The 25,379-nt window shown below is 67.2% G+C and carries 29 protein-coding genes; 16 read left to right on the top strand and 13 right to left on the bottom strand.

The features are described from left to right. The first annotated feature begins 77 nt into the window (after window positions 1-77). The 3 genes from OHA40_RS08105 to OHA40_RS08115 all read left to right on the top strand — a co-directional run bounded on the left by OHA40_RS08105 (window position 78) and on the right by OHA40_RS08115 (window position 2,887). A complete protein-coding gene (locus OHA40_RS08105; protein ID WP_330228174.1) occupies window positions 78-1,280 on the top strand; it encodes an IS110 family transposase in 1,203 nt (400 codons plus the stop codon). 184 nt (window positions 1,281-1,464) lie between these two features. Then, a complete protein-coding gene (locus tag OHA40_RS08110; RefSeq protein ID WP_330232446.1) occupies window positions 1,465-2,058 on the top strand; it encodes a helix-turn-helix domain-containing protein in 594 nt (197 codons plus the stop codon). A 61-nt stretch (window positions 2,059-2,119) separates the two neighbouring features. Next, a complete protein-coding gene (locus OHA40_RS08115; RefSeq protein ID WP_330232447.1) occupies window positions 2,120-2,887 on the top strand; it encodes an AAA family ATPase in 768 nt (255 codons plus the stop codon). Window positions 2,888-2,908: 21 nt separating this feature from the next. Here OHA40_RS08115 and OHA40_RS08120 read toward each other — a convergent pair whose 3' ends face one another. Together OHA40_RS08120 and OHA40_RS08125 are read right to left on the bottom strand one after the other, a co-directional pair. After that, complete coding sequence (locus OHA40_RS08120) at window positions 2,909-3,865, bottom strand: YegS/Rv2252/BmrU family lipid kinase (RefSeq protein ID WP_442943950.1); 957 nt, start codon at window positions 3,863-3,865, stop codon at window positions 2,909-2,911. Further along, on the bottom strand, window positions 3,862-5,439 hold the full coding sequence (locus OHA40_RS08125) for an FAD-binding oxidoreductase (protein WP_330234094.1): 1,578 nt from the start codon (window positions 5,437-5,439) through the stop codon (window positions 3,862-3,864). The genes OHA40_RS08120 and OHA40_RS08125 overlap by 4 nt, the downstream gene beginning before the upstream one ends. A 243-nt stretch (window positions 5,440-5,682) precedes the next feature. Between OHA40_RS08125 and OHA40_RS08130 the strand changes: the two genes are divergently transcribed. From OHA40_RS08130 to OHA40_RS08140, 3 genes are all read left to right on the top strand, one after another. Beyond that, window positions 5,683-6,300 carry a TetR/AcrR family transcriptional regulator gene (locus OHA40_RS08130; protein ID WP_330234095.1) on the top strand — a complete coding sequence of 206 codons (618 nt, stop codon included), beginning with the start codon at window positions 5,683-5,685 and terminating at the stop codon, window positions 6,298-6,300. Window positions 6,301-6,331: 31 nt separating this feature from the next. Further along, the gene (locus tag OHA40_RS08135) at window positions 6,332-7,882 is read left to right on the top strand and encodes a glycerol-3-phosphate dehydrogenase/oxidase (RefSeq protein WP_330232448.1); all 1,551 of its coding nucleotides are present in this window, start codon (window positions 6,332-6,334) and stop codon (window positions 7,880-7,882) included. Between the two features lie 68 nt (window positions 7,883-7,950). After that, the gene (locus OHA40_RS08140) at window positions 7,951-8,241 is read left to right on the top strand and encodes a hypothetical protein (protein WP_330232449.1); all 291 of its coding nucleotides are present in this window, start codon (window positions 7,951-7,953) and stop codon (window positions 8,239-8,241) included. 366 nt (window positions 8,242-8,607) lie between these two features. On the opposite strand, the gene OHA40_RS08145 is transcribed toward OHA40_RS08140, so the two are convergent. Beyond that, on the bottom strand, window positions 8,608-9,126 hold the full coding sequence (locus OHA40_RS08145) for a GNAT family N-acetyltransferase (RefSeq protein WP_330232450.1): 519 nt from the start codon (window positions 9,124-9,126) through the stop codon (window positions 8,608-8,610). 333 nt (window positions 9,127-9,459) lie between these two features. On the opposite strand from OHA40_RS08145, the gene OHA40_RS08150 reads away from it, so the two are divergent. Then, complete coding sequence (locus OHA40_RS08150; RefSeq protein WP_330232451.1) at window positions 9,460-10,263, top strand: hypothetical protein; 804 nt, start codon at window positions 9,460-9,462, stop codon at window positions 10,261-10,263. A 34-nt stretch (window positions 10,264-10,297) separates the two neighbouring features. On the opposite strand, the gene OHA40_RS08155 is transcribed toward OHA40_RS08150, so the two are convergent. Together OHA40_RS08155 and OHA40_RS08160 are read right to left on the bottom strand one after the other, a co-directional pair. After that, window positions 10,298-10,969 carry a TetR/AcrR family transcriptional regulator gene (locus OHA40_RS08155; RefSeq protein WP_330232452.1) on the bottom strand — a complete coding sequence of 224 codons (672 nt, stop codon included), beginning with the start codon at window positions 10,967-10,969 and terminating at the stop codon, window positions 10,298-10,300. Window positions 10,970-11,175: 206 nt separating this feature from the next. Beyond that, entirely contained in the window at window positions 11,176-12,153 is a 978-nt protein-coding gene (locus OHA40_RS08160) for a hypothetical protein (protein WP_330232453.1), read from the bottom strand. A gap of 865 nt (window positions 12,154-13,018) precedes the next feature. Here OHA40_RS08160 and OHA40_RS08165 point away from each other — a divergent pair. Further along, window positions 13,019-14,227: an FHA domain-containing protein gene (locus tag OHA40_RS08165; RefSeq protein WP_330232454.1), complete on the top strand. Its 1,209-nt coding sequence runs from the start codon at window positions 13,019-13,021 to the stop codon at window positions 14,225-14,227. A 94-nt stretch (window positions 14,228-14,321) separates the two neighbouring features. Here OHA40_RS08165 and OHA40_RS08170 read toward each other — a convergent pair whose 3' ends face one another. The 4 genes from OHA40_RS08170 to OHA40_RS08185 all read right to left on the bottom strand — a co-directional run bounded on the left by OHA40_RS08170 (window position 14,322) and on the right by OHA40_RS08185 (window position 16,604). After that, a complete protein-coding gene (locus OHA40_RS08170; RefSeq protein WP_330232455.1) occupies window positions 14,322-14,858 on the bottom strand; it encodes a DUF6879 family protein in 537 nt (178 codons plus the stop codon). Window positions 14,859-14,927: 69 nt separating this feature from the next. Then, window positions 14,928-15,764, bottom strand: a complete 837-nt coding sequence (locus OHA40_RS08175) for a helix-turn-helix domain-containing protein (RefSeq protein ID WP_330232456.1) — start codon at window positions 15,762-15,764, stop codon at window positions 14,928-14,930. Then, on the bottom strand, window positions 15,761-16,267 hold the full coding sequence (locus OHA40_RS08180) for a DUF6879 family protein (RefSeq protein WP_330232457.1): 507 nt from the start codon (window positions 16,265-16,267) through the stop codon (window positions 15,761-15,763). The genes OHA40_RS08175 and OHA40_RS08180 overlap by 4 nt, the downstream gene beginning before the upstream one ends. A 7-nt stretch (window positions 16,268-16,274) precedes the next feature. Then, on the bottom strand, window positions 16,275-16,604 hold the full coding sequence (locus tag OHA40_RS08185) for a hypothetical protein (protein ID WP_330232458.1): 330 nt from the start codon (window positions 16,602-16,604) through the stop codon (window positions 16,275-16,277). Between the two features lie 221 nt (window positions 16,605-16,825). On the opposite strand from OHA40_RS08185, the gene OHA40_RS08190 reads away from it, so the two are divergent. Continuing rightward, entirely contained in the window at window positions 16,826-17,203 is a 378-nt protein-coding gene (locus tag OHA40_RS08190) for a hypothetical protein (RefSeq protein WP_330232459.1), read from the top strand. A gap of 118 nt (window positions 17,204-17,321) precedes the next feature. Here OHA40_RS08190 and OHA40_RS08195 read toward each other — a convergent pair whose 3' ends face one another. The 3 genes from OHA40_RS08195 to OHA40_RS34695 are packed head-to-tail and all read right to left on the bottom strand — an operon-like array spanning window position 17,322 to window position 17,972. Beyond that, window positions 17,322-17,606, bottom strand: coding sequence for a helix-turn-helix domain-containing protein (locus tag OHA40_RS08195; RefSeq protein ID WP_330232460.1), 285 nt, complete (start codon window positions 17,604-17,606; stop codon window positions 17,322-17,324). 19 nt (window positions 17,607-17,625) lie between these two features. Beyond that, the gene (locus OHA40_RS08200; protein ID WP_330232461.1) at window positions 17,626-17,757 is read right to left on the bottom strand and encodes a hypothetical protein; all 132 of its coding nucleotides are present in this window, start codon (window positions 17,755-17,757) and stop codon (window positions 17,626-17,628) included. Further along, window positions 17,754-17,972: a type II toxin-antitoxin system RelE/ParE family toxin gene (locus OHA40_RS34695; protein ID WP_442943951.1), complete on the bottom strand. Its 219-nt coding sequence runs from the start codon at window positions 17,970-17,972 to the stop codon at window positions 17,754-17,756. Before OHA40_RS34695 ends, OHA40_RS08200 begins: the two co-directional genes overlap by 4 nt. Window positions 17,973-18,095: 123 nt before the next feature. On the opposite strand from OHA40_RS34695, the gene OHA40_RS08205 reads away from it, so the two are divergent. From OHA40_RS08205 to OHA40_RS08215, 3 genes are all read left to right on the top strand, one after another. Beyond that, window positions 18,096-20,393 (top strand): FdhF/YdeP family oxidoreductase, encoded by a 2,298-nt coding sequence (locus OHA40_RS08205; RefSeq protein ID WP_330232462.1) that lies wholly within the window; start codon window positions 18,096-18,098, stop codon window positions 20,391-20,393. After that, entirely contained in the window at window positions 20,390-21,229 is an 840-nt protein-coding gene (gene fdhD / locus OHA40_RS08210) for a formate dehydrogenase accessory sulfurtransferase FdhD (RefSeq protein WP_330232463.1), read from the top strand. The genes OHA40_RS08205 and fdhD overlap by 4 nt, the downstream gene beginning before the upstream one ends. 76 nt (window positions 21,230-21,305) lie before the next feature. Continuing rightward, window positions 21,306-21,848 carry a hypothetical protein gene (locus OHA40_RS08215; RefSeq protein WP_330232464.1) on the top strand — a complete coding sequence of 181 codons (543 nt, stop codon included), beginning with the start codon at window positions 21,306-21,308 and terminating at the stop codon, window positions 21,846-21,848. 103 nt (window positions 21,849-21,951) lie between these two features. On the opposite strand, the gene mihF is transcribed toward OHA40_RS08215, so the two are convergent. Further along, the gene (mihF, locus tag OHA40_RS08220) at window positions 21,952-22,266 is read right to left on the bottom strand and encodes an integration host factor, actinobacterial type (RefSeq protein WP_067475971.1); all 315 of its coding nucleotides are present in this window, start codon (window positions 22,264-22,266) and stop codon (window positions 21,952-21,954) included. A 194-nt stretch (window positions 22,267-22,460) separates the two neighbouring features. Between mihF and OHA40_RS08225 the strand changes: the two genes are divergently transcribed. The 4 genes from OHA40_RS08225 to OHA40_RS08240 all read left to right on the top strand — a co-directional run bounded on the left by OHA40_RS08225 (window position 22,461) and on the right by OHA40_RS08240 (window position 25,169). Continuing rightward, the gene (locus tag OHA40_RS08225) at window positions 22,461-23,090 is read left to right on the top strand and encodes a dihydrofolate reductase family protein (protein WP_330232465.1); all 630 of its coding nucleotides are present in this window, start codon (window positions 22,461-22,463) and stop codon (window positions 23,088-23,090) included. A 195-nt stretch (window positions 23,091-23,285) separates the two neighbouring features. Next, window positions 23,286-24,071, top strand: coding sequence for a helix-turn-helix domain-containing protein (locus OHA40_RS08230; RefSeq protein WP_330232466.1), 786 nt, complete (start codon window positions 23,286-23,288; stop codon window positions 24,069-24,071). 47 nt (window positions 24,072-24,118) lie between these two features. Beyond that, window positions 24,119-24,496 carry a nuclear transport factor 2 family protein gene (locus OHA40_RS08235; RefSeq protein ID WP_330232467.1) on the top strand — a complete coding sequence of 126 codons (378 nt, stop codon included), beginning with the start codon at window positions 24,119-24,121 and terminating at the stop codon, window positions 24,494-24,496. A gap of 103 nt (window positions 24,497-24,599) precedes the next feature. Next, a complete protein-coding gene (locus OHA40_RS08240) occupies window positions 24,600-25,169 on the top strand; it encodes a carboxymuconolactone decarboxylase family protein (RefSeq protein ID WP_330232468.1) in 570 nt (189 codons plus the stop codon). The last annotated feature ends 210 nt before the right edge of the window (window positions 25,170-25,379 follow it).

Here is a 25,379-nt window from a genome sequence, read left to right on the forward strand (position 1 = left end):
GAGGGCCGATCAATGAGCTTCCGGCGGCGGCCCTCGCTTCCGAGGAGGCAGTTCATCGACCTCGAGGGAGCACACCTGTGGCGTTCGCCGGCTGGGACTGGGGCAGCACCACTCACGACGTGACCGTGATCGACGATGCCGGTGGCAAGATCGAACGCTTCCCGGTGCCGCATACTGAAGACGGCATCGCTCGCGCGTTGGCACGGCTGGCCTGCTACGGCGGGCCCGGTGAGTTGCCGGTGGCAATCGAGACCACCCGCGGGCTGGTCGTGGACCGGCTGCTGACCGCCGGGCATCCGGTGATTCCGGTGCACCCCAACGCTTTTCATGCCGCTCGCCCCCGTTGGGGCGCCGCCCGCGCCAAGAACGATCCCGGCGATGGGTTCAAGCTGGCCGACTACGCCCGCACCGACGGCCACCGGCTGCCGGTACTGGCCCCGACCCTGCCGCAAACGCTCGAACTGCAGGCATTGACCCGTCAGCGCGGCGACCACCTGGGCATGCGCATCGCCGCGGTCAATCAACTCGCCGCGCTGCTGGACACGCACTGGCCCGGAGGCAGGACGATCTTCGCCAGCCTGCACTCGCCGATCGCGCTGGCGTTCCTGGACCGCTACCCGAGCCCGCAGGCCGCTGCTGGGCTCACCGCGGCCCGCCTCGAGGCGTTCTGCCGCCGCCACCACTACAGCGGCCGCCGTCCCGGCACCGAGCTGCTCGCCCGGCTGCGCGAGGCACCCACATCGGCCAGCAGGCTCGGCGAGCCGGTCATCGCGCAGCTGGTCCGCGCCCAGACCGGGCTCGTCCGCTCGATCCAAACCAGCATCGACGCACTCGACGCCGTGATCGCCGACGCTCTCGCCGCACACCCCTACGCCAGATTGCTGGCCGATCTGCCCCGCGTCGGCACACTGAACCTGGCCCAGATCATCGGCGAGGTCGGCCCAATCCTGGAGCGCGCCAACAGCTTCGATCAACTCGCCGCCGAAACCGGCATCGCCCCGGTCACCCGCTCCTCCGGCAAAATCCACACCGTCGCCTTCCGCCACGCCACCAACCAGCGAGCCAGACAAGCCTTGGTGACCTGGATCGACAACAGCCGCCGCGCCAGCGACTGGGCAGACCAGCGCTACACCGCCGCCCGCGCCCGCGGCCAACGACACCCCCACGCCATCCGCACCCTCGGCCGCGCCTGGCTGCGCATCATCTGGGCTTGCTGGCGCACCAAAACCTGCTACGACCCCACCAAAAAACAACCGACTCAACAACCGATCGCCGCATAGGGGTTGACTCAGGGAACTCATGCCTACGCCTCGCCGGGGTTCTGCTCCGGCACGAGCGAGTGCTCGGCTGTATCCATCTGTTCCCTCGCTCATCTGCGATCACCTCCGACGACAGAGTGCCGTCCCGGTCACCAGTCCGGCAACAAATGTTGCCGATTCCGGGAAACCGCGGTGCACTGGTGACATGTCCACGCAACCGGCCGTCACCCAGGCCCTCGCCGACATCGGCCCCCGGCTCAAGGCGCTGCGCACCCGCCGGAACGTCACCCTCACCGCGCTGGCGGAAAGCACCGGGATCTCCAAGAGCACGCTGTCGCGATTGGAGTCCGGGCAGCGCAAGGCCAGTCTGGAACTGCTGCTACCCATCGCGATGGCCCACCAGGTGCCGTTGGACGAACTGGTGGCCGCGCCGAAGATCGCCGACCCCAGGGTGCACGCCACGGCACGAAAGATGAACGGGCTCACCATCGTCCCGCTCACTCGACAGCCGGGTCCGCTGCAGGCGTTCAAGATCATCATCCCACCCGGTCGCGGCGAGCCGGACCCGAAGGTGCACGAGGGTTTCGAGTGGCTCTACGTGCTGTCCGGACGGCTCCGGCTGGTGCTCGGCGAGCACGATCTGGTGCTCGGCCCCGGCGAGGCCGCGGAATTCGACACCCGCCAACCGCATTGGTTCGGCAGCGCGGGCCGCGGCTCGGTGGAAATCCTCAGCCTTTTCGGCGCACAGGGAGAACGAATGCACCTTCGCGCGCGTTCGGCAGGACGAAAACGCACGTAATGCGTTAATGTCCGAAATGTCTGTTATTGCCGGATCGCGGAAAATCTGGATCCTGGAGAACGTGGCTGATCCCAGCGTTCCTCCTCCGGTGAATCTCGAAGAAAAACCAGGGTTTTCCCGGTTGCCGAACGAGTCTCCGCTGGGGACGCTGGTAGGGGTGAACCCCCCGCTCGAAGCCACACCGACGCACGCCCCCGAACCCCGGCTGCTGTCTCCCGATACCCTGCACGATCTACGGGGCCACGCGATCGAGGAGCTGCGGTACCCGGCGTCGGCGGCGCTGATCGTCGCGGGTATCCCGGGCGCGGGCAAGAGCACCGCACTGCGCAAGTTCTTCAGCGCCGAGTCCGATGCCGCGGCGCCCTCGCGCGGCCCCGATGGCGCGCTGGTGCTCGACTCGATGCAGGCGCGCAACCGTTTACGGCCCAGGCTGTGGTGGCTCCCCTATCTGCTGTGGCGGCCTGTCGTGCACATCGCGCACCTCCGGGCGATCCGCACGGCGTTGCGCGACACCACCGGTCCGGTCGTCATCCACGACTGCGCGACCTTCCGCTGGACGCGCACGCTGATCCAGCGCTGGGCAGCGGGATATGGCCGCGAACTGCACCTGCTCATGCTCGACGTGCCCGCCACCGTGGCGCGGGCAGGCCAGTACGCCCGCGGTCGCCGGATCAACCGCGTGGCCTTCACGGTGCACGTGCGGAGCTGGCGGCGGCTCATGCGTGAAATCGCGACCGAGCACCATACGCCGAGCGGCACATCGCGTTCGGTGGTCATCGTCGACCGTGCTGCCGTCAACCGGATCCGTCGCGTGGTCTTCGCCGCCTGACCATGGAACCGCTTGTCGCCGTCAGGGCACCAGAACAGTGAGCGCCGCGGGAGCCGCGCGGATGGTGATCGGCAAGGTGCCCGCGGGTTCGCCATCGGCGGTCGCGGGCGCGCCCGGCGCGCTGAGGGTGATGGCCGCGGCACGGTACTGCTTGACCTCGGGATGGTTCTGGCGTTTACCCGCCGACAGCGCGGGAAGCAGGCGCAGCATCTCCCTCCGCGACAGCGCGCCCACCACGGTCAGGTCGAGCAGTCCGTCGTCCATGACCGCGTCCGGGCAGATCAACATGCCGCCGCCGTAGGTGCGGGTGTTGCCGACCGCGACCATGACCGCCTCGGTCTCCAGCAGGGAGCCCGCGCCGGGATTGGTCAGTCCGTCGGTGACCGCACCGGTCAGCTCGACGCGGTAGGGCACGGTGAAACGTCCGGAGATCTCGGCCAGTGCCGCGACGGTGTAGCGCAGTCTGCCTTTCGGCCAGCGCATGTCATTGGCGCGCAAGGTGACCCGCGCGTCGAATCCGGTGCCCGTCACGGTGGCGAACCACATCGGCGCGCCCGACCCCGTGGGCTCGATCCGACCCAGATCGATGGTACGGGTCCGCCCGCGCAATACGAGATCGGCCGCCGCGCTCGGGTCGTCGGTCGGCACGCCGAGTTCCCTGGCCAGATCGTTGCCGGTGCCCGCGGGAATCATGCCGAGCGCGACGCCGGTCTCGGCGACGGCCGCAAGGGTCACGTTGACCAGCCCGTCGCCGCCGACGCAGACCACCCCGTCGGGCTTCGCGCCGCTCGCGCCGGTGATCGAATCGCGAACCTGCCGAACCGATTCGGCGGCCGACGGCGCGCACACCTCGGTCACGTCGGCGCCGCCGGCGCGGAACCGGGCGATCGCGGCGCTCGCGACGTCGCCGCCCTTGCCGTGCCCGGACCGCGGATTGGTCACCACGGTGATCGCCCGCACTGACGAATGCTCGGTCACGGCACCAGCTTTCCGGGGTTCAGGATGCCCGCCGGGTCGAGTTCGGCTTTCACCGCGCGCAGCACGCGCACGCCGAGATCGCCGACCTCCTCCGGCAGCCACGGACGGTGATCGGTGCCGACCGCGTGATGGTGGGTGATGGTGCCGCCCGCCGCGACGATGGCGTCGCCCGCGGCGCGCTTCGCTGCCAGCCACTGGTCCAGCGGGTCGTCCAACTGCTTGGCGACGACCGTGAAGTACAGCGAAGCGCCGGTCGGATAGGTGTGCGAGATGTGGCACATGACCAGTGCGGGCGTCCCTTGCCTGCCCAGGGCGTCGGTCAGCGCCGCGGTCACCTTCGCCTTCAGCGCCGCGAGGTTGGACCAGGTGGTGGCGGTCTCCAGGGTCTCGCACAGCACGCCGACGTCCAGTAGCGCGTCGCGGAGGTAGGGGGCGGCGAATCGGCCGTGCTCCCACTCCTGCGCTGGTTCCTCACCCAGCGGCGTGCCACCCGCGGCGGCGAGCACCGCGCCCGCCTCGGCACTGCGCGCCGCGACATGCGCCGCGCTGCCCTCGTAGGTGGTGACGGCCAGGCACCCCGCGACCGAGCTGTCGCCGATGTCGCCGGAGCGGGCCAGGTTGATCCCGGTCTCCGCCTCGTCGGACAGCCGCAGCACAGTCGGCGCGGCGCCCGCCTGCACCACCGAACGCAGTGCGGCGGCGCCGGTTTCGAAATCGGGAAACGACCACGACTGGTAGGCAACGGTTTCCGGGACCGGATGCACCCGCAGGGTTACCTCGGTGATCACGCCGAGTGTTCCCTCCGAACCGACGAACAGCTCGCGCAGGTCCGGTCCGGCGGCCGAGGCGGGGGCACGACCGAGTTCCAGCGTGCCGCTCGGTGTGGCGACCTTCAGCCGCTGCACCATGTCGTCGAAGCGGCCATAACCGGCCGACGCCTGTCCGGACGACCGCGTTGCCGCGAAGCCGCCGATCGTGGCGAATTCGAAGCTCTGCGGGAAGTGGCCGAGCGAAAGACCGTGCGCGCCGAGCAGTTCCTCCGCGCGCGGACCGGTGAGCCCCGCACCCAGTGTGGCCGTGCCGCTGGTCGGATCGAGGTCGGTCACGCGATCGAGCCTGCGCAGGTCCAGCGCGATTATGGCGTCGAAACGGCCGCGCACGGGATCGACACCGCCGACCACGCTGGTTCCGCCGCCGAACGGAACCACCGCGACGGCGTGTTCCACACAGTACCCGAGCACGGCGAGAACCTGGTCGTGATCAGCGGGAAAGACGACGGCATCGGGCGCTTCTTGCGGGCCTTCCGCGCGGCGTCGCAGCAGATCGGGCGTGCTCTTGCCCCCGGCGTGGCGCAAACGGTCTCGGTGGTCGGCCGACACATTGCCGGTGCCGACAACCTCGACCAACCCGGCTCGCCGCGCGGGCGTCAGGGCCGATTCGCGCAGTGGCACGTCGCTCTCATCGCGGCGCGCCACCGGGGTGCCGGAGACCCCGAAGACCTGCGTCAGCAGGGTACGGATCCGCTCCGACAGCGGCTGGTGTCCAGCCGGGACACCCCAGGCATCCCAGACCATGCTCGTTGCGGACGCGCCCACTCCGGTGTTCGCCGCGAGAGCGGGATCCCCAGCGGTGTGCTGCGGCGTCATGCCTCCACCTCGCCGCCGCCCGGCTCCGGCATCCCGCACCGGGGTGTCTTCGTTGGTCACTCGCTCCACCATGCGTTACAGTTTGACATATACTGTCAAGAAGTAACGAGTATTCAGCCTTTTGCCCTGGTCGGCGGCCCTGCCGTCGATGTATCGACTCCGGTGGTGACTTTGACCGCTCCCGACGAGAACGCACTCTCGGCGACCGACCTCGCGATCCTGGACGCGGCCCGCGCCTGCGTACAGGAGTTCGGCGTGCGCCGCACCACGCTCACCGAGGTGGCGCGACGGGCGGGCGTCAGCAGGCCGACCGTGTATCGCCGCTGGCCGGATACCGGTGCGCTGGTGGCCGAGCTGCTGGTACGCGAACTACGCGGCATCGTCGCGGCGACCATGCCGTCCGCGGGCAGCGCGCGCACCAGGCTGGTCGAAGGCGTGGTCGCGGGCGCGGCAACGGTTCGGTCGAATCCGCTGTTCGGCAAGATCTTCCGCACCGACACCGACCTCATGCTCACCTACGTGTTCGGCCGGCTCGGCCGCAACCAGCGCGCGCTGATCGAGCTGTTCGCGGCAGGCATTCGAGAAGGCCGGCAAGACGGCTCCATTCGCGACGGCGACCCGGAACAGATGGCCACGATGCTGCTGCTGATCGCCCAGTCCGCGGTGCAATCGGCGGGCACCGTCGCGCCGCTGCTGGCGGGCGAACACCTCGACACCGAACTTCGCCGCGCGATCGACGGATATCTCGACGATCGCGCCGAAGAAGGCGACCGGACGCGACCGCGATGACGGCGCCCTGCTGGATCGGAAAGGCATTGCGATGACCACGAATTCGCCACCCACCGGCGACTCCGCGTTGAACGCCGCCCGCCGCGCCTCGGACCTGTCCCGGCTCGGCGACGGCACCGAGATCGACGTGCTGGTGATCGGCGGCGGCGTCACCGGCGCGGGCGCCGCGTTGGACGCTGCCGCCCGCGGACTGCGGACCGTGCTGGTGGAACGCCACGATCTGGCCTTCGGCACCAGCCGGTGGAGTTCCAAGCTGGTACACGGCGGGCTGCGCTATCTGGCCAGTGGCCGGGTCGGTATCGCGCACGAGAGCGCAGTGGAACGCGGAATCCTGATGCGCACCACGGCGCCGCACCTGGTGCGCCCGCTGCCCCAGCTGGTACCGCTGCTGCCGGGCATGGGCACGGCCCGAACCGCTCTGGTGCGCGCCGGTTTCCTGGCGGGCGACCTGCTGCGGCGTGGCGCGGGAACTCCGGCGGCGATCCTGCCCCGCTCCCGGCATATCGCCGCCGCCGAGGCGTTGCGGCTCGCGCCGACCGTGCGCCGCGCGGGGCTCCGTGGCGGCTTGCAGGCTTGGGATGGGCAGCTCGTCGACGACGCGCGCTTGGTCGTCGCCCTGGCGCGTACCGCGGCGGCGCACGGCGCGCGAGTCATCACGCACACGGAAGCCCTTGATGTGACCGGTGATTCGGCGACCCTGCGCGACACCCGAACCGGCGAAACCCTCACCGTGCGGCCGCGCACCGTGCTGAACGCCACCGGCGTCTGGGCCGACCAAGTGGACCCCAGCATCCAGTTGCGGCCGAGCCGGGGCACCCACCTGGTGTTCTCCGCCGCGTCCTTCGGCGGCCTCACCGCCGCGCTGACCGTTCCGGTGCTCGGCAGCACCAGCCGTTTCGTCTTCGCTTTCCCGGCCGCGCACGGCCGGATCTACCTCGGACTGACCGACGAGGACGCGCCGGGACCGGTGCCCGACGAGCCGAAGCCGACCGACGCCGAGATCGACTTCCTGCTCGACACCATCAACCCCGCCCTGCGCGAGCCCTTGACCCGCACCGACATTCGCGGCTCGTACGCGGGCCTGCGTCCGCTGCTGCAGACCGCCGACGACAACACTGCCGACATCTCCCGCAAGCACGCGGTGCTGCGCTCCCCCACCGGCGTCATCACGATCGTCGGCGGCAAGCTCACCACCTACCGGAAGATGGCCGAAGACGCCGTCGACGCGGCTCTCGCACAGAGTGGGCTCACCGCCGGACCATGCCGCACCCGGCAGCTTCCCCTGGTCGGCGCGGTCTCCGGAGCGGCCCGCGACCGCATCGACGCCCCACCGGTGTTGATCGAACGCTACGGCAGCGAGGCATCCACCGTGCTTGCCGCGGCGCGCCGTGATCCGGCACTCGCCGAGCCGGTGGCCCCCGGAATCGACGTGCTCGCCGCCGAATTCGCGTTCGCGGTGGCACACGAGGGCGCGCTCGACGCCGGCGATCTCCTGGACCGGCGCACCCGCATCGGCCTGGTCGCCGAGGACCGAGCGAGCGCGGCCCCCGCCGCCGAGGTTGCACTCGCCGCCATCACCTGACTCGGCCGAGTTGTCGGAGCGTGGCCGTATGTTCGGTCTGTCCCTGTTCGTCGTGAAAGGAGACAGATGTGATTGTCGCGATTTTCGCCAGGACGCTGCGCGACGGTGTGTCGTTGGAGCAGTTCGTACAGGCGTGGGCACCAGAAAGTGCAGATCCCTATCCCGCTCAGGTCGAGATTGCCGTCGACCCCCAGAATGGGCGCAGCGTGCTGACGATCGTCCGATTCGACGGATTGATGAGTGACTTCGAGGCCGCGATGCCGCGGCTGATTCATCCGGAGTCCCATCGGCGCCTCGATGAGGTGGTGGCGTCTACCAGTTTGGAAGGCGTCTACGAATCAGTGGACGTGACAGTGTGACTCCGGTCGAACAGCGCCCGGCAAGCACACCCCGCTCACCTCCTGGGTTCCGAGCCCTCCGGTCAGCACGGGTTTGCCGGGACCGCTTCCCGTCCGTGCAGCCGCCCTGAGCCGGTGAGATTGCTGCGTAATTCGAGCCCGCCCGACGCCCGATCTCCTGTGGCCGAGCTGGTTCACGATGCCGCGGGACTCCGCCGTAGCGGTATACCCGGCGGCGCGGTATGCCCGGCGGCTCGGGCGTCTCCGGTGGGCCGGTCGTTGCTGGACGAGATCGTGCGCGACGTACCCGCGAGATGCTGGAGTAGCACGGGAGGCGGAGGTCACCGGCCAACTGGGGCCGCCAACGGTTTCGCTGTGCGAGGCGCGTCAGTCCATTGACCACGCGGACAGCTCCGCGCGCATACACGCGCGCGGCCAGCGGTCGAGGCCGTGGGCACGTTCGGCGGCGCGCAACGCGCGCAGGCCGGGCGTTTCCTCCGCCGCGGAAAGGTAGCGGAAGCCGAGCCGTTCGTAATATGGCCCGTTCCAGGCGACCTCGGTGAACGTGGTCAGCGTCATCGCCTCCATGCCTTCGGCGGCCGCCCAGCGCGCGGCCCGGTCGATGAGGCGCTTGCCGATGCGTCGCCCGGCGTAATCGGGCTGAACCGATACCTGGTCGATGTGCGCGTTTCCGTCCACCACCCCGACGATCAGGTAGCCGATCGGCTGATCGTCCTCGGCCCAGACCCAGGCGCGTCCGGCCTCCTGGAACCCGCGCAGCGTCTCCAACGAGGGAGGGTCGTCGTCGGCCACCGCGGTCAGGCCGATCTCCGCGAACGGCTTGCCCGCCGCACGTTCGATGTCCTGAAGCGCGGGCAGGTCACGGGTCGTCGCAGGCCGGATCACCGGGTCATTGTGGACCGGCGGCCACCACGCGAGCCAGCGAATTAGGTCGTGTCTCCCAATGATTTGAGCCATTCAACTATGCGGACCAGGCCGAATCCGGCGCGGTAGGTCAGGGCGAGCTTGTCATAGCGGGTGGCCACCTGGCCACGGGCGGCCTGACGAAGATGATCTATCTCGGTGACCGCAAGATCGAGTTCGTCGAGTCACCAACGATTCCCGAGAGCTGGGATGGAACCCAGTTCGTCTTCGTGAACTCGTAGGAACCAGCCGGACAGCGACAGCTGTTAACGCTCGGAACGTCTTCTTCGAAAAAATACCAACTGGTTTTTCTAAATGGACGGTCCGGCAGCTATGCAGGTGAACAACGAGCTGATCACAGCTATTCGGCGCGCTGCCGACGACGTCACTCGTGCACTCGTCGACTGTGGGACGCCGGCTCTCGCGGGAGTGATGCGGCAGACAAGTGGACGGCTGCAGAGGACGATGGATGAGCTTGGTCACATGGACCACTCTCTGGGAACGCAGTTGGCTGCATACGCAGAACCCAGGGGATCGACTGGCAACTCGTCCCGGCGAGAGGGAGACGGCTTCGCATGGTTCCAACCGAGGCTGCCGCGGTCCGAGCGGATCAACCGAGAGATCGACGACTGCCTGACCAGGGTGAATCCGCATTTCGACTCGGCCGATCCGCGACGAAGTAACAACTGTGTGGCCGTGGCGACCGCGTACGAGTTGCGTCGGCGGGGATACGACGTGGAGGCAGGGCAGGTGCCGTTCCCGTTCGAGGCTGGGTTCCCGCACAGTATTGCCGAGATTGCCTGGGCGCGACGATTCACTGCGGTGTTCCAGCGGAGTCATCTGCACGAGGTATTCCGGCAACCCGGTTCACGCGGGATCGTCATTGCGGACTGGCCTCCGGGCCAGCGCGTCGACCTTGGCGATTCCCATGTGTTCAACATCGAACACGTACCCGGTACCGGGATACGCGTCGTCGACGGACAGCCCACCCCTCCGCTGACGGACGCCACAAAACATATCCGCGAAGCGGCGGCATTGCGGTATCTGCGGGTCGACGATCTAGCCGATCCTGCACCTAGCATCGTCAACTACCTCGGAATACACACTGCGCGTCAATAACCATCGAATGGCTCAGGTCATTGGGAGACAGAACCTAGTCGGCTCGCGTGGCGAGGATGCCGTTGAGCAGTACCCGGACAGCCCATGCCGCGCGAGCCTCGCCGCCGCCGGACAGCATGGTGTCCCGCATGGCCACGATGGTCGGGTAGCGGTCGGCGGGCAGCTCGGCGAAACGTCGCCCGACCTCGGCGAGATAGTCCGACTCGGTGCCGCCGCCGGTGCTGTGCACGCTCTGTTCGGCGGCCGACGCGGTGATGTGCAGGTAGAGCAGGTCCACCGCCCAGGACGCGGTGCGATCGTCCAGTCCCGCCTCGGCGAGCGACCGGAGCATCAGTTCCATCAGACGCAGCGCGTTCGGGCTGGTCGGAATCGTGCCGAGCGCGACGAGCGCCAACCCTTCGTGCCTGCTCATCGCCGTGACCGCGGCGTCGACCAGAGCGGTGAGCCGCTCGCGCCAGCCGCCCCCCACCGGCTCGGGAACCGTGCCGAGGACATGGTCGAGCATGGCGGCCATGAGATCATCGCGGTGGGCGACGTAGACATAGAGCGAGGCCGCTCCGGTATCCAGGTCCTGAGCGACCCGACGCATGGTGAGCGCCGCAGCACCGTCCCGGTCCAGGATGCGCAGACCGGTCTCGACGATCACCTCGCGGCTGAGCGGAGCTTTGGCCGGGCGAGCCCTTCGGCTGACGCCTGCTGCGCTCATACCTTCGCCTCGCTGCCGCCCGGCTCCGACATGACCGCCCTTGCGGCTGTTTCGATCGTTGGCTCGCTCATTGCGCCCGAGCATAACCGTGGACGAACGCCGTTTGACACGATCAGCGTTCGTGCCATCTGCCCGGGACCCGAACCGGCCCTATCCTGCGCTTCGCAGCGCGCAAGACGATGCCGCGGTGATACAGCCGGGTTCGACTACCGCGGGGTCCAGCATTCGCCGTTGTTGATAAGTGCCGGGCCCGCTGTTCCACTCAGCTTCGGCCGCACCACATCAGCCGGGACTCCGAGACACTTGAGCGCGACGGTCGGCACGATCCAGTCGTAGTCTTTGGTGAGATCGCCCGCGGTCATTTCGAACGGTTTCCCTCCGGGCGCGGTGATGGTCATCGATTCCCGGCCGGTTTCGGCGATGTAGTCGAGCCGGTAGGTCCACCGGCAGTGCCCTTCGGTGATCCTCGTGGTGAACGCGATCGTATTCTTCTCCCCTTTGGGCAGGCTGACGCGCTTCTTGGTGAAGAATTCGCCGACATCGACACGCTCACCCTTGTCATCGACACCGATCCGGTCGAACACCGGATGCTCGCTTGCCACATCGGTAACCAGAACGAGCTTGTCCGTTTCTCCTTCCATGTGTTCGTCCATGAAGCCGTATCCGGACCCCAGCGGGGCCCCACATGGTTCGACGAACACCGGAACGATATCCACGATCTCCACGGCGCTGGTCCGGTTGGCCAGCAGCGTCACTTCCCAGGTCATGGAAGATGCCGCGACGGCACCGTGTTCACGCATCCACACCGTGCGCGGCGCGTTCGTCATCGGCCGAGTGAGGTAGGGCGTCGGGTCGACGCCGGCGGGCAGCACCCAGTTGCTCGCCGGATCATAGACCTCGGTCATATCGACGACCTTGATGTCTGTGCCGTACTTTTCGGATTGGTTGGTGAGCCAACTCTTGATCTGATCATTCGCAAAAGCGAAGACAGCGCCGCCGGCCACGAAAATAGTAAACAGCCAGGCGAGTGCACGTTTCCACCATGGTTTGCTCTCCGCGGGTGACGTAGGCGAGGCAGGCTGCTCTTCTGCGGGTTGCCGCGACTGTCGACGAGGGGCATGACGCAGAGGGTTCCCACGCTGTGGCCTTGTGCCAGGGCGTGGGTTCGGCTGCCGCGGAGTCATGGTGTTCGGATGGTCGAAGTCCCCATGCAAGGGAAGTCTAAGAGCCCAACCCCTCGGCTGCACCCCACCAGATTTGGGGGCGGTATCCAATTACCCTCTCCACCAACTACTTTGCGTACAGGTGCCCGCGCGAAAGCTCAGCGCCGAGCAGCGGCCCCATCCGGAGAGCGGGTGCGCTTCTGCTCTTTCTACTCGGCTGCCGCTACCTCCCGCCGTCCATCGACATGTGGTTGCCGAGCAGGCGGCCGTGCGTTGCCCAATCAGCCCCGCCGCTGCCCCGGCTTGTCGGCGCGACTCGTCGCCGACGGGTTGTCCCTTCGCGGTCCGTCGTCGCACGGCCGAATAACCGCGAACAGTTGCTCGCCGCACCCTGACGGTCGGATGCCGCCCACCGCTCACCTCCATTGGCCGCCACGTCAGCGTCCCCGAAATCACCAGTAGCGACATCAGATGGTGAGGTTTGCTGAGCCGATCAGGATCGACGCCGAACGTGGCGAGGCGGGAAGCGCCGACAGCCGCACCCGACAACGAGAGGCAGTGTCTTCTTTGCGCCGCGAAGTCGCGCCAACGCCAGTGCGGGCGCACCCAATTCCGCCACGCACGTGATGTGCGTCATATTTCCTGGTTCGCGCGCATACTCCGGCCGGGGTGCGGCTGAAACCACAATGCGCAGTTCAGGGCCGTCGCGACACCGGCTGAGGCCGGTGAGCGGAAAGCGGCTGGCCCTGGGAAATTCCACCAGCAGACGGCACTGATGGACGGGCTCGGCACCCGCCTGGCGAAGCCTCGAGTCTCCGGTCCGGCTTAGGCCGACGTTCTATGCTGGCTCAGGTATGCCGGTAGTGCGCCGGGAAGGAGGGCGCGGGTGCGCAGTAAACCGTCCACCGTGGGTATCGCACCGGGCGACGGCCTGGTCGTCCGCTTCGGTGCGGTCGTCGCCTACGTGGGCGGCGAGACCGCTTCCACGGACCGAATTCTCGGCACCATCGAGGCGGTGGCCGATGTGGAATATCCCGGCGCGGCGCTGGCCAAACGCCTCGCCGCGGTGATCTTCGGCGGCGCGGCGCAGACGCCGCCGTTCGGTGTGGTCGCGCCGACCGACGACGGAATCCTGATCCTCTTGCGCGGACCGGTCACCGCCGAGATCCACGGCGCGGAAGGCGTCCGCCGCTTGGACGGCGGGCGCGCGTTCACCTGGGTCGACGAGATCGTGCGCGAACCGGTGCGCCGCATCACGATCGGCGCGAGCACCGGCGAGCCGCTGACGGCACGGCCCCGTACCGATCTGCGGACGGGCGTGGTCCCCGGCGGCGGCTTCATCTGGAACGCCGCGGTTCGGCGCGCCGGGAAGACCACCGAGTCGCGCCCATCCGAGTCCGCCGAGCGGTCCACGGATACCGGACGCTCCGCTCAGGCCGAGCCCGAGGCCACGGCCGCGGCCGGATTCGCGGCGATGCCCGAACCGACCGGCGCATCCGACGCCGTCGCACCGGCTCCCCCAGCCGCCCGGCCGACCGAATCGCCGCGGCCTCTTGCCAAACCGCGGCCACCCCGGCCCGCCGCGGACCGCCCACTGGCCTGGTCGCAGCTACAGTCCGCGGCGCAACACCCGCGCGAGCCCGTCGCCCTGCGCAAGACAGCCGAGAACGGCGGAACCCGCGTCTTGCGTCCGGCTGCCCTCGCCAGCGAAACCGGCCATGGCGCACTGATCACCGAAGACGGCACGGCCTACCCTCTGGACCGCCCCTACGTCATCGGACGCGGCCCGCAGGTGGACGAATCGGTCCGCGCCGCGACCGCCGCTCCCCTCGTCATCCAGCGCGACCGTCACGTCTCCCGCGTCCACGCCTACGTCTCGGTCGACAGCGGCAAGGTCTACGTCCGCGACGCCACCGCCACCACCTCAGGCACCTTCATCGCCGCCCCCGACACCGACCAATGGACCCGCATCACCACCTCCCCCACCGAACTCCCACCCGGCTGGCGCGTGCGCATCAGCGAACGAATCCTCACCTACCGGGGCGACGACCAGCAGATGGGCACGGCCGATATCGCGAGTGCGCGCCGCTCCTGAGAGGGGCGGCTCGGTGGCGACTCGGACTCACGCCGCCCGGGCGGGAAGCGGCGCAGTGCGCCGAGAGCTTGCCTACCGGCGTAGACCCTGCTCGTCACTGCTGGACGTGTTCACTTTCGACGTATTCGGTGTATGGAATCGCTGACCTCCACAAGCGTTCCCGCGCGCCTTGGCAGTATGCGACGATCGAGGGATCTGTGGTCAAGGCGAGGCCGGACGGTGCACCGGTGCCGTCAACGAGGTTGTAGAACACTCGTTCGTTGTCCATGAGCCACCAGTCGTCGGATGACATCTCAGCAGCGAGATGCCTTGGGACATAACGGATATCCTCGCCCGCCGCAACATTGCTATCGGTCACCGACAGCAGCCATCGCCGATAGTCGGTGTGTGGGACCGTAACCACACGGACCCTGCTCACGGAGACACCTCGTGCGGTCGACTCCCGCATGAGGTCAAGCCAGGAATTCTTGTAGGCGTCCGGTGGCGGCGGCTGTCCGGCCATAAAGCGCCGGAAACGTTCGGATTCCTCCGGTACGCCATAGGAGTCTTTCGTCTCCAGGTGAAATGCTTCCTGCTTGCACCCCCGAAAGAGGTCCGCCCATAGCGGCGGTTCACGCTGTATCAGCCACACTGTAGAACGCCCTTCTCGCTCGGCACCTCGCCCGCTGTTTCATTGTGAGCTCGCGTTATCTCGGGCGGACTACGAACGCCGTCGGTCGAGCGCGCCCCTGATCAAATCCCTGGCTTTGTCGCCGGTCGCCGACTGTCTTGCAAGAACATCGAAGGCACGTCCGTAGAGGGCGATCTCTCGAGGTTGGGTGATGGTTATCTCGGCTGTGTGCCCTTCGACCTTCACCATTCGCTTGTCGAACATCGTGAAGTTCTCTAGGACTACCTGGGCATTCGCCATCAACGGAACAATCCCCAGCGTCACGCGGGGCATACCGATGATCGAATGCAACCGATCGAGTTGTCCGACCATCACGTCATCACCGCCCACGGTTGTGTACAGGGAGCGTTCGCTGATGATGAAGTGGAACCGGTGGTCGCGCTGATACAAGACCTGTTGACGCTCCATCCTTTTGGACACGCCCGCGTCGATGTCGTTGGGTAGCTGGTAGAACTCGATGACGCTACGCAACTTGGCTTCGGCATAGTCGGCGGTCTGCAACAGACCGGGGATGATCTGGGGATCGTAGTTGCGGACAACCTTCGCTTCGGCTTCGAGCTTCGCGTACAGCTGTTGTCCGCGTTTGACGCCCGCACCGAGCAAACGTCGGTATTCCAGGTAGGCCGCGTCGATGTTGTGAAGCGTGGCCAGAAGGTCGGCAAGCTGCTCGTTCGCACCACAGTGGCGGCCATACGCATGGATGTCGCCGCTTGATGGTTGGGTCTTCCCATGCTCGATTCGGGAGACCTTGGACTCGTGCCAGCCCTCGTGTGCGGCAAGCTCTCGGCCGCTCACCCCGGCATCGCGTCTGATTTCGCGAAGCCGTTGACCGAGAGCTTCCCGCGCTTCCTGTACTGAACTCGTCACCGCCGGACGTGTGCCGCTGAGGTGTATTCGGCGAACGGAGTCGCCAGAGTCCACAGCCGTGCTTTCACACCCCGACAGTAGGCGGCGATGTCGGGATCCGTAGTCACCGCTGCCCCGGCTGGCTTGCCCGCCTGGTCAACGAGGTTGAACGCTACCCGCTCATCATCGAACAACCACCAGTCATCTAGGGGGACCTCTCCGGCAAGATGTCTTGGCACGTAGCGGATGTCCTCACCAGCTTCGACACTGCTGCGTGTCACCGAGAGCAACCAGCGCTGATAGTCCGAGTGCGGCACCGTGACGACGCGGATGCGGCTCATGGTGACACCGCGCTCGGCCAATGTCGTTATAAGGTTGAGCCAATCGGTTTTGTCGTAGCCACCGAGCGGCTCCGGCTCACCGTTGAGGAACCGGCGGAACGGTTCGGACTCCTCCGGTTCCGCGTAGGAGTCCCGCACTTCCAGATGGAACGCTGACGTTCGCGTGTTCTCGAACAGCTCCATCCACCGATCATTCGACCGAAATTCCACCGTAGTAGTTCCTCTCAGCCTTCGGCACTTCGATGGCTACTTCGTCATCTTCCAAAGTCAGCTGGTTCAGCGTTTCACGATCGGTGATTGGCCGACCCGTCAACCTGAACGTACCTCGGCCCGTGTCCGTCATCATGGCCCCGATGAAGGTGTCCGGCTCCGCGAAACCGGTCAACAGGTGCGGTATCTCCACCGCGCCGGGGTGGCCGGTCCGCCACCCCTGAACGAGGTAGCTGCCCTGGTCGGTGGCGTACAACGCCGGGCATCCCGTCTTGTCGGAGCCGCCCTTGCCCAGAAAGCGTATGTACATGATCTTTCCCCTATCCACTTGCTTGTACCTACTTGCATGCGCATAGCCCATGATCCACGGTGCAAGCACACTCAGTGACCTGTTCAGCAAATCTGTGCAAGTTTCCGCAAGTGCGTTATGACGGCGGGTGTCAGCTTCATAGTCTCAGGCCCAGGCGCTCGGGGCCGATGAGTAGACCCGACTCCGGGTCGCCAGCCAACGACTACGAGCGAGGTGAACGAATGAGACCACGGCCGACGGCGATCGGGTACCTGCGCCGAGATGTTTCCGGTGTGTCCCAGACCTGGGACGAGATCCAAATCCGCAGCCTCGCAAAGCGACTCGGGTACGAACTGGCGAAAACCGTGGTATTCGGTCCCAGGACGGACTGCCCGTTGAGTCGGCTTCTGAACGTGATCCGGCGAATCGATGTCGATGCCGTGATCGTGCCCAACCACCAGCACTTCGGTGCGGATGTGCCGGCCGAGCTGGTGAGAGTCGTCGACGTGATCACGGTCCAGCCCGAGAACACCTACACACGATGGGCATTCGGTTGCACCGATGGGCGGACGTTTTTGCCAACCGAATACGACTTCTGGATCAAGACCCTTGGTCGTTGATGCTTTGTTGGACTATTCGGCGGCCGACGCGCTGCGAGGCGCCCCGCGAACTCGCCTCGACCGGCTTCGGGACGGGACCGAGAACCCTGGCCGAACCCGGCGGCCGTCAGTAGGTTTACTATGCCGCAATGTTCACGTGCACATGACCGCCGAACGCTTGTGCAATCTTTTCCAGGGTGGTGAGTGTTGGCACCACATCCCCAGCTTCGAGGCGCGAAATCGCGTGCTGCTTCAGCCCAGAACGTGCAGCCAGCTCGATTTGGGTCCAGCCCCTCGCTTCTCGCGCCTCTCGCACCATCTTCCCCACCCTGTAGGCAATTTCAGCATTCCGGTAGGCCTGCTGATATTCGGGGGCTGCTCGCTGCTCAGCGGTACGACGGTCGAATTCCTCTTGCGTGATCATCGGGACGTAGGCCTCCTTTCTAGAGTGTGATGATGTGCTGGTAATTCTTGTCATGCTCCGTTTCGCAGACCTTCCGCGCATGCTTCGCGCGCTCCACCTCGGCGGATTCCCGCTGCCGCTGCTTTGTGAACGCGGTGAGCATGACGATCACTTGTCCTCCTGGGAACCAGTAGGTAATGCGCGCTTGTTGACTGGTGGAGAGAGCTCTCGCACTCCATCACCAAGAAAGCGACTGTACGGTTCCCCTAGTCGCGGCCCGAATTCAGCGAGAAGTCCAGCGCGATGGTCTGCCGCCGCACGGCTGGCGGGGTCCAGGCGGTACAGAAACTCGACTACCTCGGGTTCCGCGAGGATCTCGTACAGCACAAATTAACGGTATCACACAGATGTGATACTCGGGGCTGTGATGCCTCGAGGCTCATACTCAGACGAGTGTGATCGAGCTCCGCCCCCGTCTCGGCGCGGTCGGCGCGGGAGGACAATGGCGGCATGCATCGAAACGGACCGAGCCGGGACATCGACGAGTCCGAGCTGACCGTGACTCCGCCCAAGGCGGAGGCCGCTGGCGTCACCGCTGTGGCGGTGGCGTTGAAACGCTCGGTCGAGGAGATGGGTGTCATCCGGACCGCGCGGACTCTGGCGCGGGTCAATCAGGTGCACGGGTTCGACTGCCCGGGCTGTGCCTGGCCGGAGCCGAGCGGTCACCGCCGGCCTGCGGAGTTCTGCGAGAACGGGGCGAAAGCGGTCGCGGAAGAGGCCACGCTGCGCACCGTGACTCCGGAGTTCTTCGCGACGCACTCGATCGCGGAATTGAGCGACAAGTCCGGCTATTGGCTGGGCCAGCAGGGCCGGTTGACCCATCCGATGGTGCTGCGGGACGACGACACCCACTATTCGCCGATCACCTGGGACGACGCCTACCGGTTGATCGCGGACACGCTGCGCGGCCTGGATTCTCCCGACGAGGCGGTCTTCTACACCTCCGGTCGCACCAGCAACGAGGCCGCGTTCCTCTACCAACTGCTGGTGCGCAGCTCCGGGACCAATAATCTGCCGGACTGCTCGAACATGTGCCACGAGTCCTCCGGCGCGGCGCTGTCGAGTTCGATCGGGATCGGCAAGGGCTCGGTCACCATCGATGACTTCGACAAGGCGGACCTGATCATCGTCGCGGGACAGAACCCGGGCACCAACCATCCGCGCATGCTCAGCGCATTGGTGGGCGCGAAGGCCAAGGGCGCCAAGATCGTCGCGGTGAATCCGCTGCCGGAGACCGGGCTGCTGGCCTTCCGCGATCCGCAGACGGTCAAAGGCGTCACCACCGGCGTGCCGATCGCCGACGACTTCTTGCAGATCCGCCTCGGTGGTGACATGGCGCTGTTCCAAGCGCTGGGCCGCCTGCTGCTGGAAGCCGAGGACCGGGCGCCGGGGACGGTCGTCGACCGGGACTTCCTCGATACCCACTGCGGTGGCTACGCCGACTACGAAAAGCACGTCCGCGCGGTCGATTTCGACACGGCGCTGGCGGCGACCGGTCTGAGCACGACGGAACTCGAGCACACCGCCGAACTGTTCGCGCGATCGACGAACATCATCATCTGCTGGGCGATGGGCCTCACCCAGCAGACACACGCCGTGGCCACCATCGAGGAGGCCACGAACCTGCTGCTGCTGCGGGGCATGATCGGCAAACCAGGCGCGGGCGTCTGTCCGGTGCGCGGCCACTCGAACGTCCAAGGCGATCGCACGATGGGCATCTGGGAGCAGATGCCGGGCACCTTCCTCGACGCCATCGACCGCGAATTCGGCATCACCAGCCCGCGCGAACACGGATTCGACACCGTCGCGGCCATCCGCGCCATGCGCGACGGTCGCGCGAAAGTCTTCGTCGGCATGGGCGGCAACTTCGTCTCCGCCACCCCCGACACCACGGTGACCGAGGCCGCCCTGCGCGGCTGCGCACTCACCGTGCAGGTCTCCACCAAGCTCAACCGCAGTCACGTCGTGCACGGCCGGACCGCGCTGATCCTGCCCACCCTTGGCCGTACCGACCTCGACCTGTCCCAGGACGGCAGCAAGCGGCAGGTGTCGGTGGAGGATTCGATGTCGATGGTGCATCTGTCCACCGGGCGGCTGAAGCCGGTCAGCGACCGACTCCGCAGCGAAGTCGCGATCGTCTGCGAACTCGCGCAGGAGTTGTTCGGCGCGGACCATCCCGTGCCGTGGGCACGGTTCGCCCGTGACTACGACGCCATTCGCGACGCCATCTCCCGTGTGGTGCCCGGCTGCGCGGATTACAACACCAAAGTCAGGCAGCGCAACGGATTCCAGCTCCCGCACCCGCCGCGGGACCGCCGTGAATTCCGCACCGCCACCGGTAAGGCCAACTTCGCCGTCAACGAGCTCACCTGGCTACCGGTGCCCGAGGGCAGGCTGATCCTGCAGACGCTGCGCAGCCACGACCAGTACAACACCACCATCTACGGCCTCGACGACCGCTACCGCGGCGTGCACGGCGGCCGCAAGGTGGTGCTCGTACACCCCGACGACATCACCACGTTCGGCTTCGCCGACGGCGACCTGGTGGACGTGGTCTCCGAGTGGACCGACGGCACCGAACGCCGCGTCGAAGGCTTCCGCCTGGTCTCCTACCCCACCCCGCGCGGCAACGCCGCCGCCTACTACCCCGAGACCAACCCCCTGGTGCCGCTGGACCATGTCGCGGCGCGGTCGAATACGCCCGTCGCCAAAGCTGTCACCGTCCGCTTCGAGCCGAGCACCTCATGAGCCGCGTCACCGCCCGCCGCCGGATGCGCCGGATCTCACCGACCGGCGAAATCCAGCGTCCGGACACCCTCGCGGTCGAAGAACCCCTGGAAATCCGCATCGACGGGCACTCGCTGACCGTCACCATGCGCACGCCAGGCAACGACATCGACCTGGTGCACGGATTCCTGCTGAGCGAAGCCATGATCGGCTCCGCCGAGGACATCGTCGCCGCCCGCTATTGCGCGGGCACCGACGACCAGGGCCGCAACACCTACAACGTCCTCGACGTCTCCCTGCGCATCCCGGTCCCGGTGCCGACCCGCGCCTTCCCGACCACGGGGGCGTGCGGCCTGTGCGGCAAGACCGCCCTGGACGAGGTGCGCACCCGCTCCCGGTTCCCGCTGCCACAAGACGGTCCGGTGGTGGACACTCGCGTGCTGGCCGCCATGCCCGAGAGCCTGCGCGACCGCCAATCCGTGTTCGACGCCACCGGCGGCCTGCACGCCGCGGGACTGTTCACCGCCGACGGCACCGCACTCGCGGTGCGCGAGGACATCGGCAGACACAACGCGGTGGACAAGGTGATCGGCTGGGCGCTGCGCGAAAACCGCGTCCCCGCACTCGATCTCGTCTTGATCGTGAGCGGGCGCGCCTCGTTCGAACTGGTGCAGAAGGCCGTGATGGCCGGTATCCCGATGCTCGGCGCGGTCTCCGCGCCGAGTTCGCTCGCGGTCGACCTCGCCGCGGACTCCGGACTCACCCTGGTCGGCTTTCTGCGCGGCGACACCATGAACGTCTACACCGCCCCCGAGCGGATCAGCGCCGAACCCGGCGCGACCTCTCTCTTGGCTTGACATCACTATTGCCCGGAGCGGATCGTTCGAATTACCGTGACTGCACGGAACGGGTTCGGCGAGAATGGAGCGGCCGATGCGGATCTCGGTTGAGGGGACCTCCGAGGGCCTACGCGTACGGATGCGGTTCGAGCAGTACCGCCGCCGCCTGCTGCTCACGCGGATCGTCCTGGCGATCTTGGCCGTGCAGGGCGCGATCGTCGGTCTCTGGGCCACCCTGGCGCCGCACTCCTGGTACACGAGCTTTCCAGGCTTCGGTATCCAGTGGGTGGCGGCCGATGGCCCCTACAACCACCATCTGGCGGGCGACGTCGGAGCGTTCTTCCTGGCACTGACCGCCGTCACCATCGCCGCGCTCGTCGTCAACGGCACCACGGCGGCCCGGATCGCGGGCGTCGGCTGGCTGACCTTCGGCATCCCGCATTTCCTCTACCACGTCCTGCACAAGCCCGCCGAGATGGGCGCGGCAAGCTTCACGGCCAGCCTGATCGCCGCGTTCCTGCTCGTCGTCGGCGGACTGGTCTGCGTCTTCGTTCCGCCGCGCGGCGATCTCCCGCTGGCGGACCCGCAGCCGATCACCCTGCGTTTCCCGCGCCGCCGTCCGCGCGCATCCCGCTGACGCGGAAATACGGGCCGGCGCGCCCGCGAGTCCGGGGACGCCCGTGGGCGATCACCACGGGCGTGATCCGGCGCGTCCGCGGACGCCACGCGTCTCCCGCCGGTCAGTCCTTCAGCGCGTCGAGCAGCGCCGCACGCTGACGTGCGCCGAGGCCGCCGATGCGGCGGTCTTCCGGGATCTCCGCCTGGTCCATCAACTTCGCCGCTTTCACCGGGCCGACGCCGGGCAGGGCCTTGATCACGGCGGCCACCTTGGTCTTCTTGACCAGCTCGTCGGTGTCGGCCTTCTTGAGCAGGTCGGCTACGGAAACCTTGCCCGCCTTCACCTTGCCGATCAGTTCGGAGCGTGCCTTGCGGACCGCAGCCGCCTTGGCCAACGCCTCGGTGCGCTGCTCTGCGGTCATGGTAGGCAGTGCCATGTCTCCTCCGCTTCCACTCGTCACTCGAACATCTGGTTGACCGGACCGAGTAAACATCACGGCACCGGGAGCGCAAGCTCGACACACCGGGGCACGAGCAGCGGAAATAGCGATGAGTTTCCCCGGTCCACGCCGTCGGAACGAGTAACCGGCCTGCTTCCGGCGGGCGAAACGGACGAAAGGAACACCACGTCATGGAGCTGTCCCTCACCCAGTTCGTCACCGTCGACGGCGTGTGCCAGGCGCCCGGCGGTCCGCAGGAGGACACCAGCGGCGGATTCACCCACGGCGGGTGGTCGGTGCCGTTCGGCGACACGGAATTCGGCGCGTTCATCGACGAGGTGTTCGAGCGGGCCGACGCGTTCCTGCTCGGACGGCGCACCTACGAGATCTTCGCGGGGTACTGGCCGAAGGTCACCGATCCGGACAACCCGGTCGCCGTGCAACTGAACGCGCTCCCGAAGTACGTCGCGACCGCGACCCTGGAACACGCCGACTGGGCGGGCACCGAACTGCTCCGCGGCGACGTCGTCGCCGAGGTGACCGCGTTGAAGCAGCGTCCCGGCCGCGAACTCCAGGTGCACGGCAGCAGGAATCTCGCGCACACCCTGCTATCGAACGGCCTGGTCGACACCCTGCACCTGCTCACTTTCCCGGTGCTGCTCGGCACCGGCAAACGGCTGTTCACCAGCGAGGTCCAGCCCACCGGACTGCGGCTCACCGACTACCGCGTGACCGGCAGCGGCATAGTGATCAGCACCTACCGCAACGCCGGTGCGCCGCAGTATGGGGACTACACCGAAGTGGCCACGGCTGCCCAGTAACACCGGCGACCGCTTCCCCGACAGACTCAGCAGTAACACAAAGCGCTGGTCAAGGTTCAATGGCGAACCCGAGGGGGATCAACGGTGATCCCCCGAAACCGGCGCGATCGGCCCGGCCGTCGGCACTGTCGCCCCGGCGCGAGCGCGACAATCGAAAAACGGCCGCGATGCGCACGTCCGTGCCAGCATGGCCGCATGAAGCCGAGCACTCCGCCGGAAGCGGGCTCACCCGCGACGCTGTGGCTATGGGCCGGGCAGGCGATCTATCGAGGACCTTCCCTGCGCCTCGATGCGCACTCGACCGCGGTGGACTGCCTGGCTGTCGGCGTGGACGCCCCGTTCACCTTGGCGGCCGACGGCATCGCGCGCACTGTGCGCAGCGCGCTGATCCCGCCGCGCCGAGTGCATAGGGTGGTCGCGGGCGGCGACCATATGATGTTCTGCTATCTCGATCCGAGATCACCGGGAGCGCGTGCATGCCGCGACCGAATGACCCTGTGGGACAACGATTTCGGGCTGAATCACCGGCAAGAGGCCGCGCTGGTGATTGCCGCGGCCCACGACCGCCCCGAGGCACGCTCGCTGGCGGATCTCGTCGGCTCGGCACCGCGTCCGCCCCTGGACGAACGCGTCGCGGAAGCGATGGCGACTCTGCTCGCGCATCCCGCCCACGAGTTCACCGCCGAACGGTTCGCCGCGGCGGCGCACCTGTCGGAATCCCGATTCCTGCATCTGTTCGCGGCGCAGGCGGGGACCTCGTTCCGGCGCTACCGGCGCTGGGCCAGGATGCTCGGCGTCGGCCGGGCGATCGCCAAAGGCCAGAACATCACCGTCGCGTCGACCGACGCCGGGTTCGCCAGCCCTTCCCATTTCAGCGACGCCTTCCATGCCCTCTTCGGGCTGTCGGCCACCGCGCTGCTGGCCACCGGCGTCCGGATCGTCGTGCTCGACGAAGCCGAAGGGATCGAACCCGAGGCCTGAACTTGCTAGTCTAGAACTAGAACACGTTTCACTTCGTAGGAGGTTCGATGGCCAAGCAGATCCGCGACGTGGTCGAGCAGTACGTCAAGCTGGTCGGCTCGGGCCCGACCGAGGACATCGTCAACCTATACGCACCCGACGCGATCGTGGAGGACCCGGTGGGCACCCCCGCCCGGCACGGCCACGCCGCCATCCGTGAGTTCTACGAGGTGATCGCCGCGTTGGATCGGGAGACCGAACTGCGGCCCGAGGACATCAGGATCGCGGGCAACCAGGCCGCGTTCCCGTTCATCCTCGTCACGAAAGTCGGCGGGCAGCGCTTCACCGTCTCGCCGATCGACGTGATGGAGTTCGACGACGAAGGCCGGATCACCGGGATGCGCGCCTACTGGAGTCAGCAGGATCTGCGGGTCGAGCCCGAATAGCCTGCCGTGGGTGCGCCGGATCACACCCGCGCCCCCATCACATTCCGGCACGGTCTCTCGTCCGAGAAGTAGGAACCACATCCGCTGATCGAAGGAGATCGACATGGGCGCCACCCGCATCGCCGCCGTCACCCCGCAGCAGGCCGGACCTGTGACCAAGCTGCTGTACCGGTTTGCCAAGCGCCGCTTCCGTGAGGTGCCGGAGCCGTTCGCCGTCGCCGCCAACCATCCGAAGCTGCTCGTCGCGAACGCGGTCCACGAGACGATGGTCGACAAGGCCAGCACCGCGCTGCCCGCCGTCATCCGCGAGATCGCGGTCTACCGCACGGCGTGGACGATCGGCTGCTCATGGTGCGTCGACTTCGGCGCCATGCTCATGCGCCTCGGCGAGCTGGACACCGCACGGCTCGAGCACATCGCCGACTACGCGACCTCGCCGCTGTACTCCGACGACGAGCGCGCCGCCATCGCCTACGCCGACGCCATGACCGCGACCCCGACTTCGGCTACCGACGAGCAGGTCGCCGATCTCGAGCGACGCTTCGGCCGCGCCGGCGTGGTCGAACTCACCTATCACATCGCGCTGGAAAACTCACGTGCGCGGTCCAATTCAGCGCTCGGCATCACCGCGCAAGGCTTCAGCACCGACTCCTGCCGAGTGCCGTGGGCATGAGATCGGCTGCGGTGCTGCCGGAAGGTCTTGACCAACCAGGTATTTCAGCGTCGCTTCCGCTCCGGACTGTCGCTGCGGCCGGGAATGGACTATGAATAGGAGGTGTTGACGCCGCTGGTCCCGGTCGGCGAGCTATCGTGTCGCATTCGATGACCGGTAGGCCGAGCCGGCGTCTTCGGTTTCTCGAGTTCCCTCCGCTCAACCGTTTGG

This window comes from Nocardia sp. NBC_00508 (genome assembly GCF_036346875.1).
Lineage (GTDB): Bacteria > Actinomycetota > Actinomycetes > Mycobacteriales > Mycobacteriaceae > Nocardia.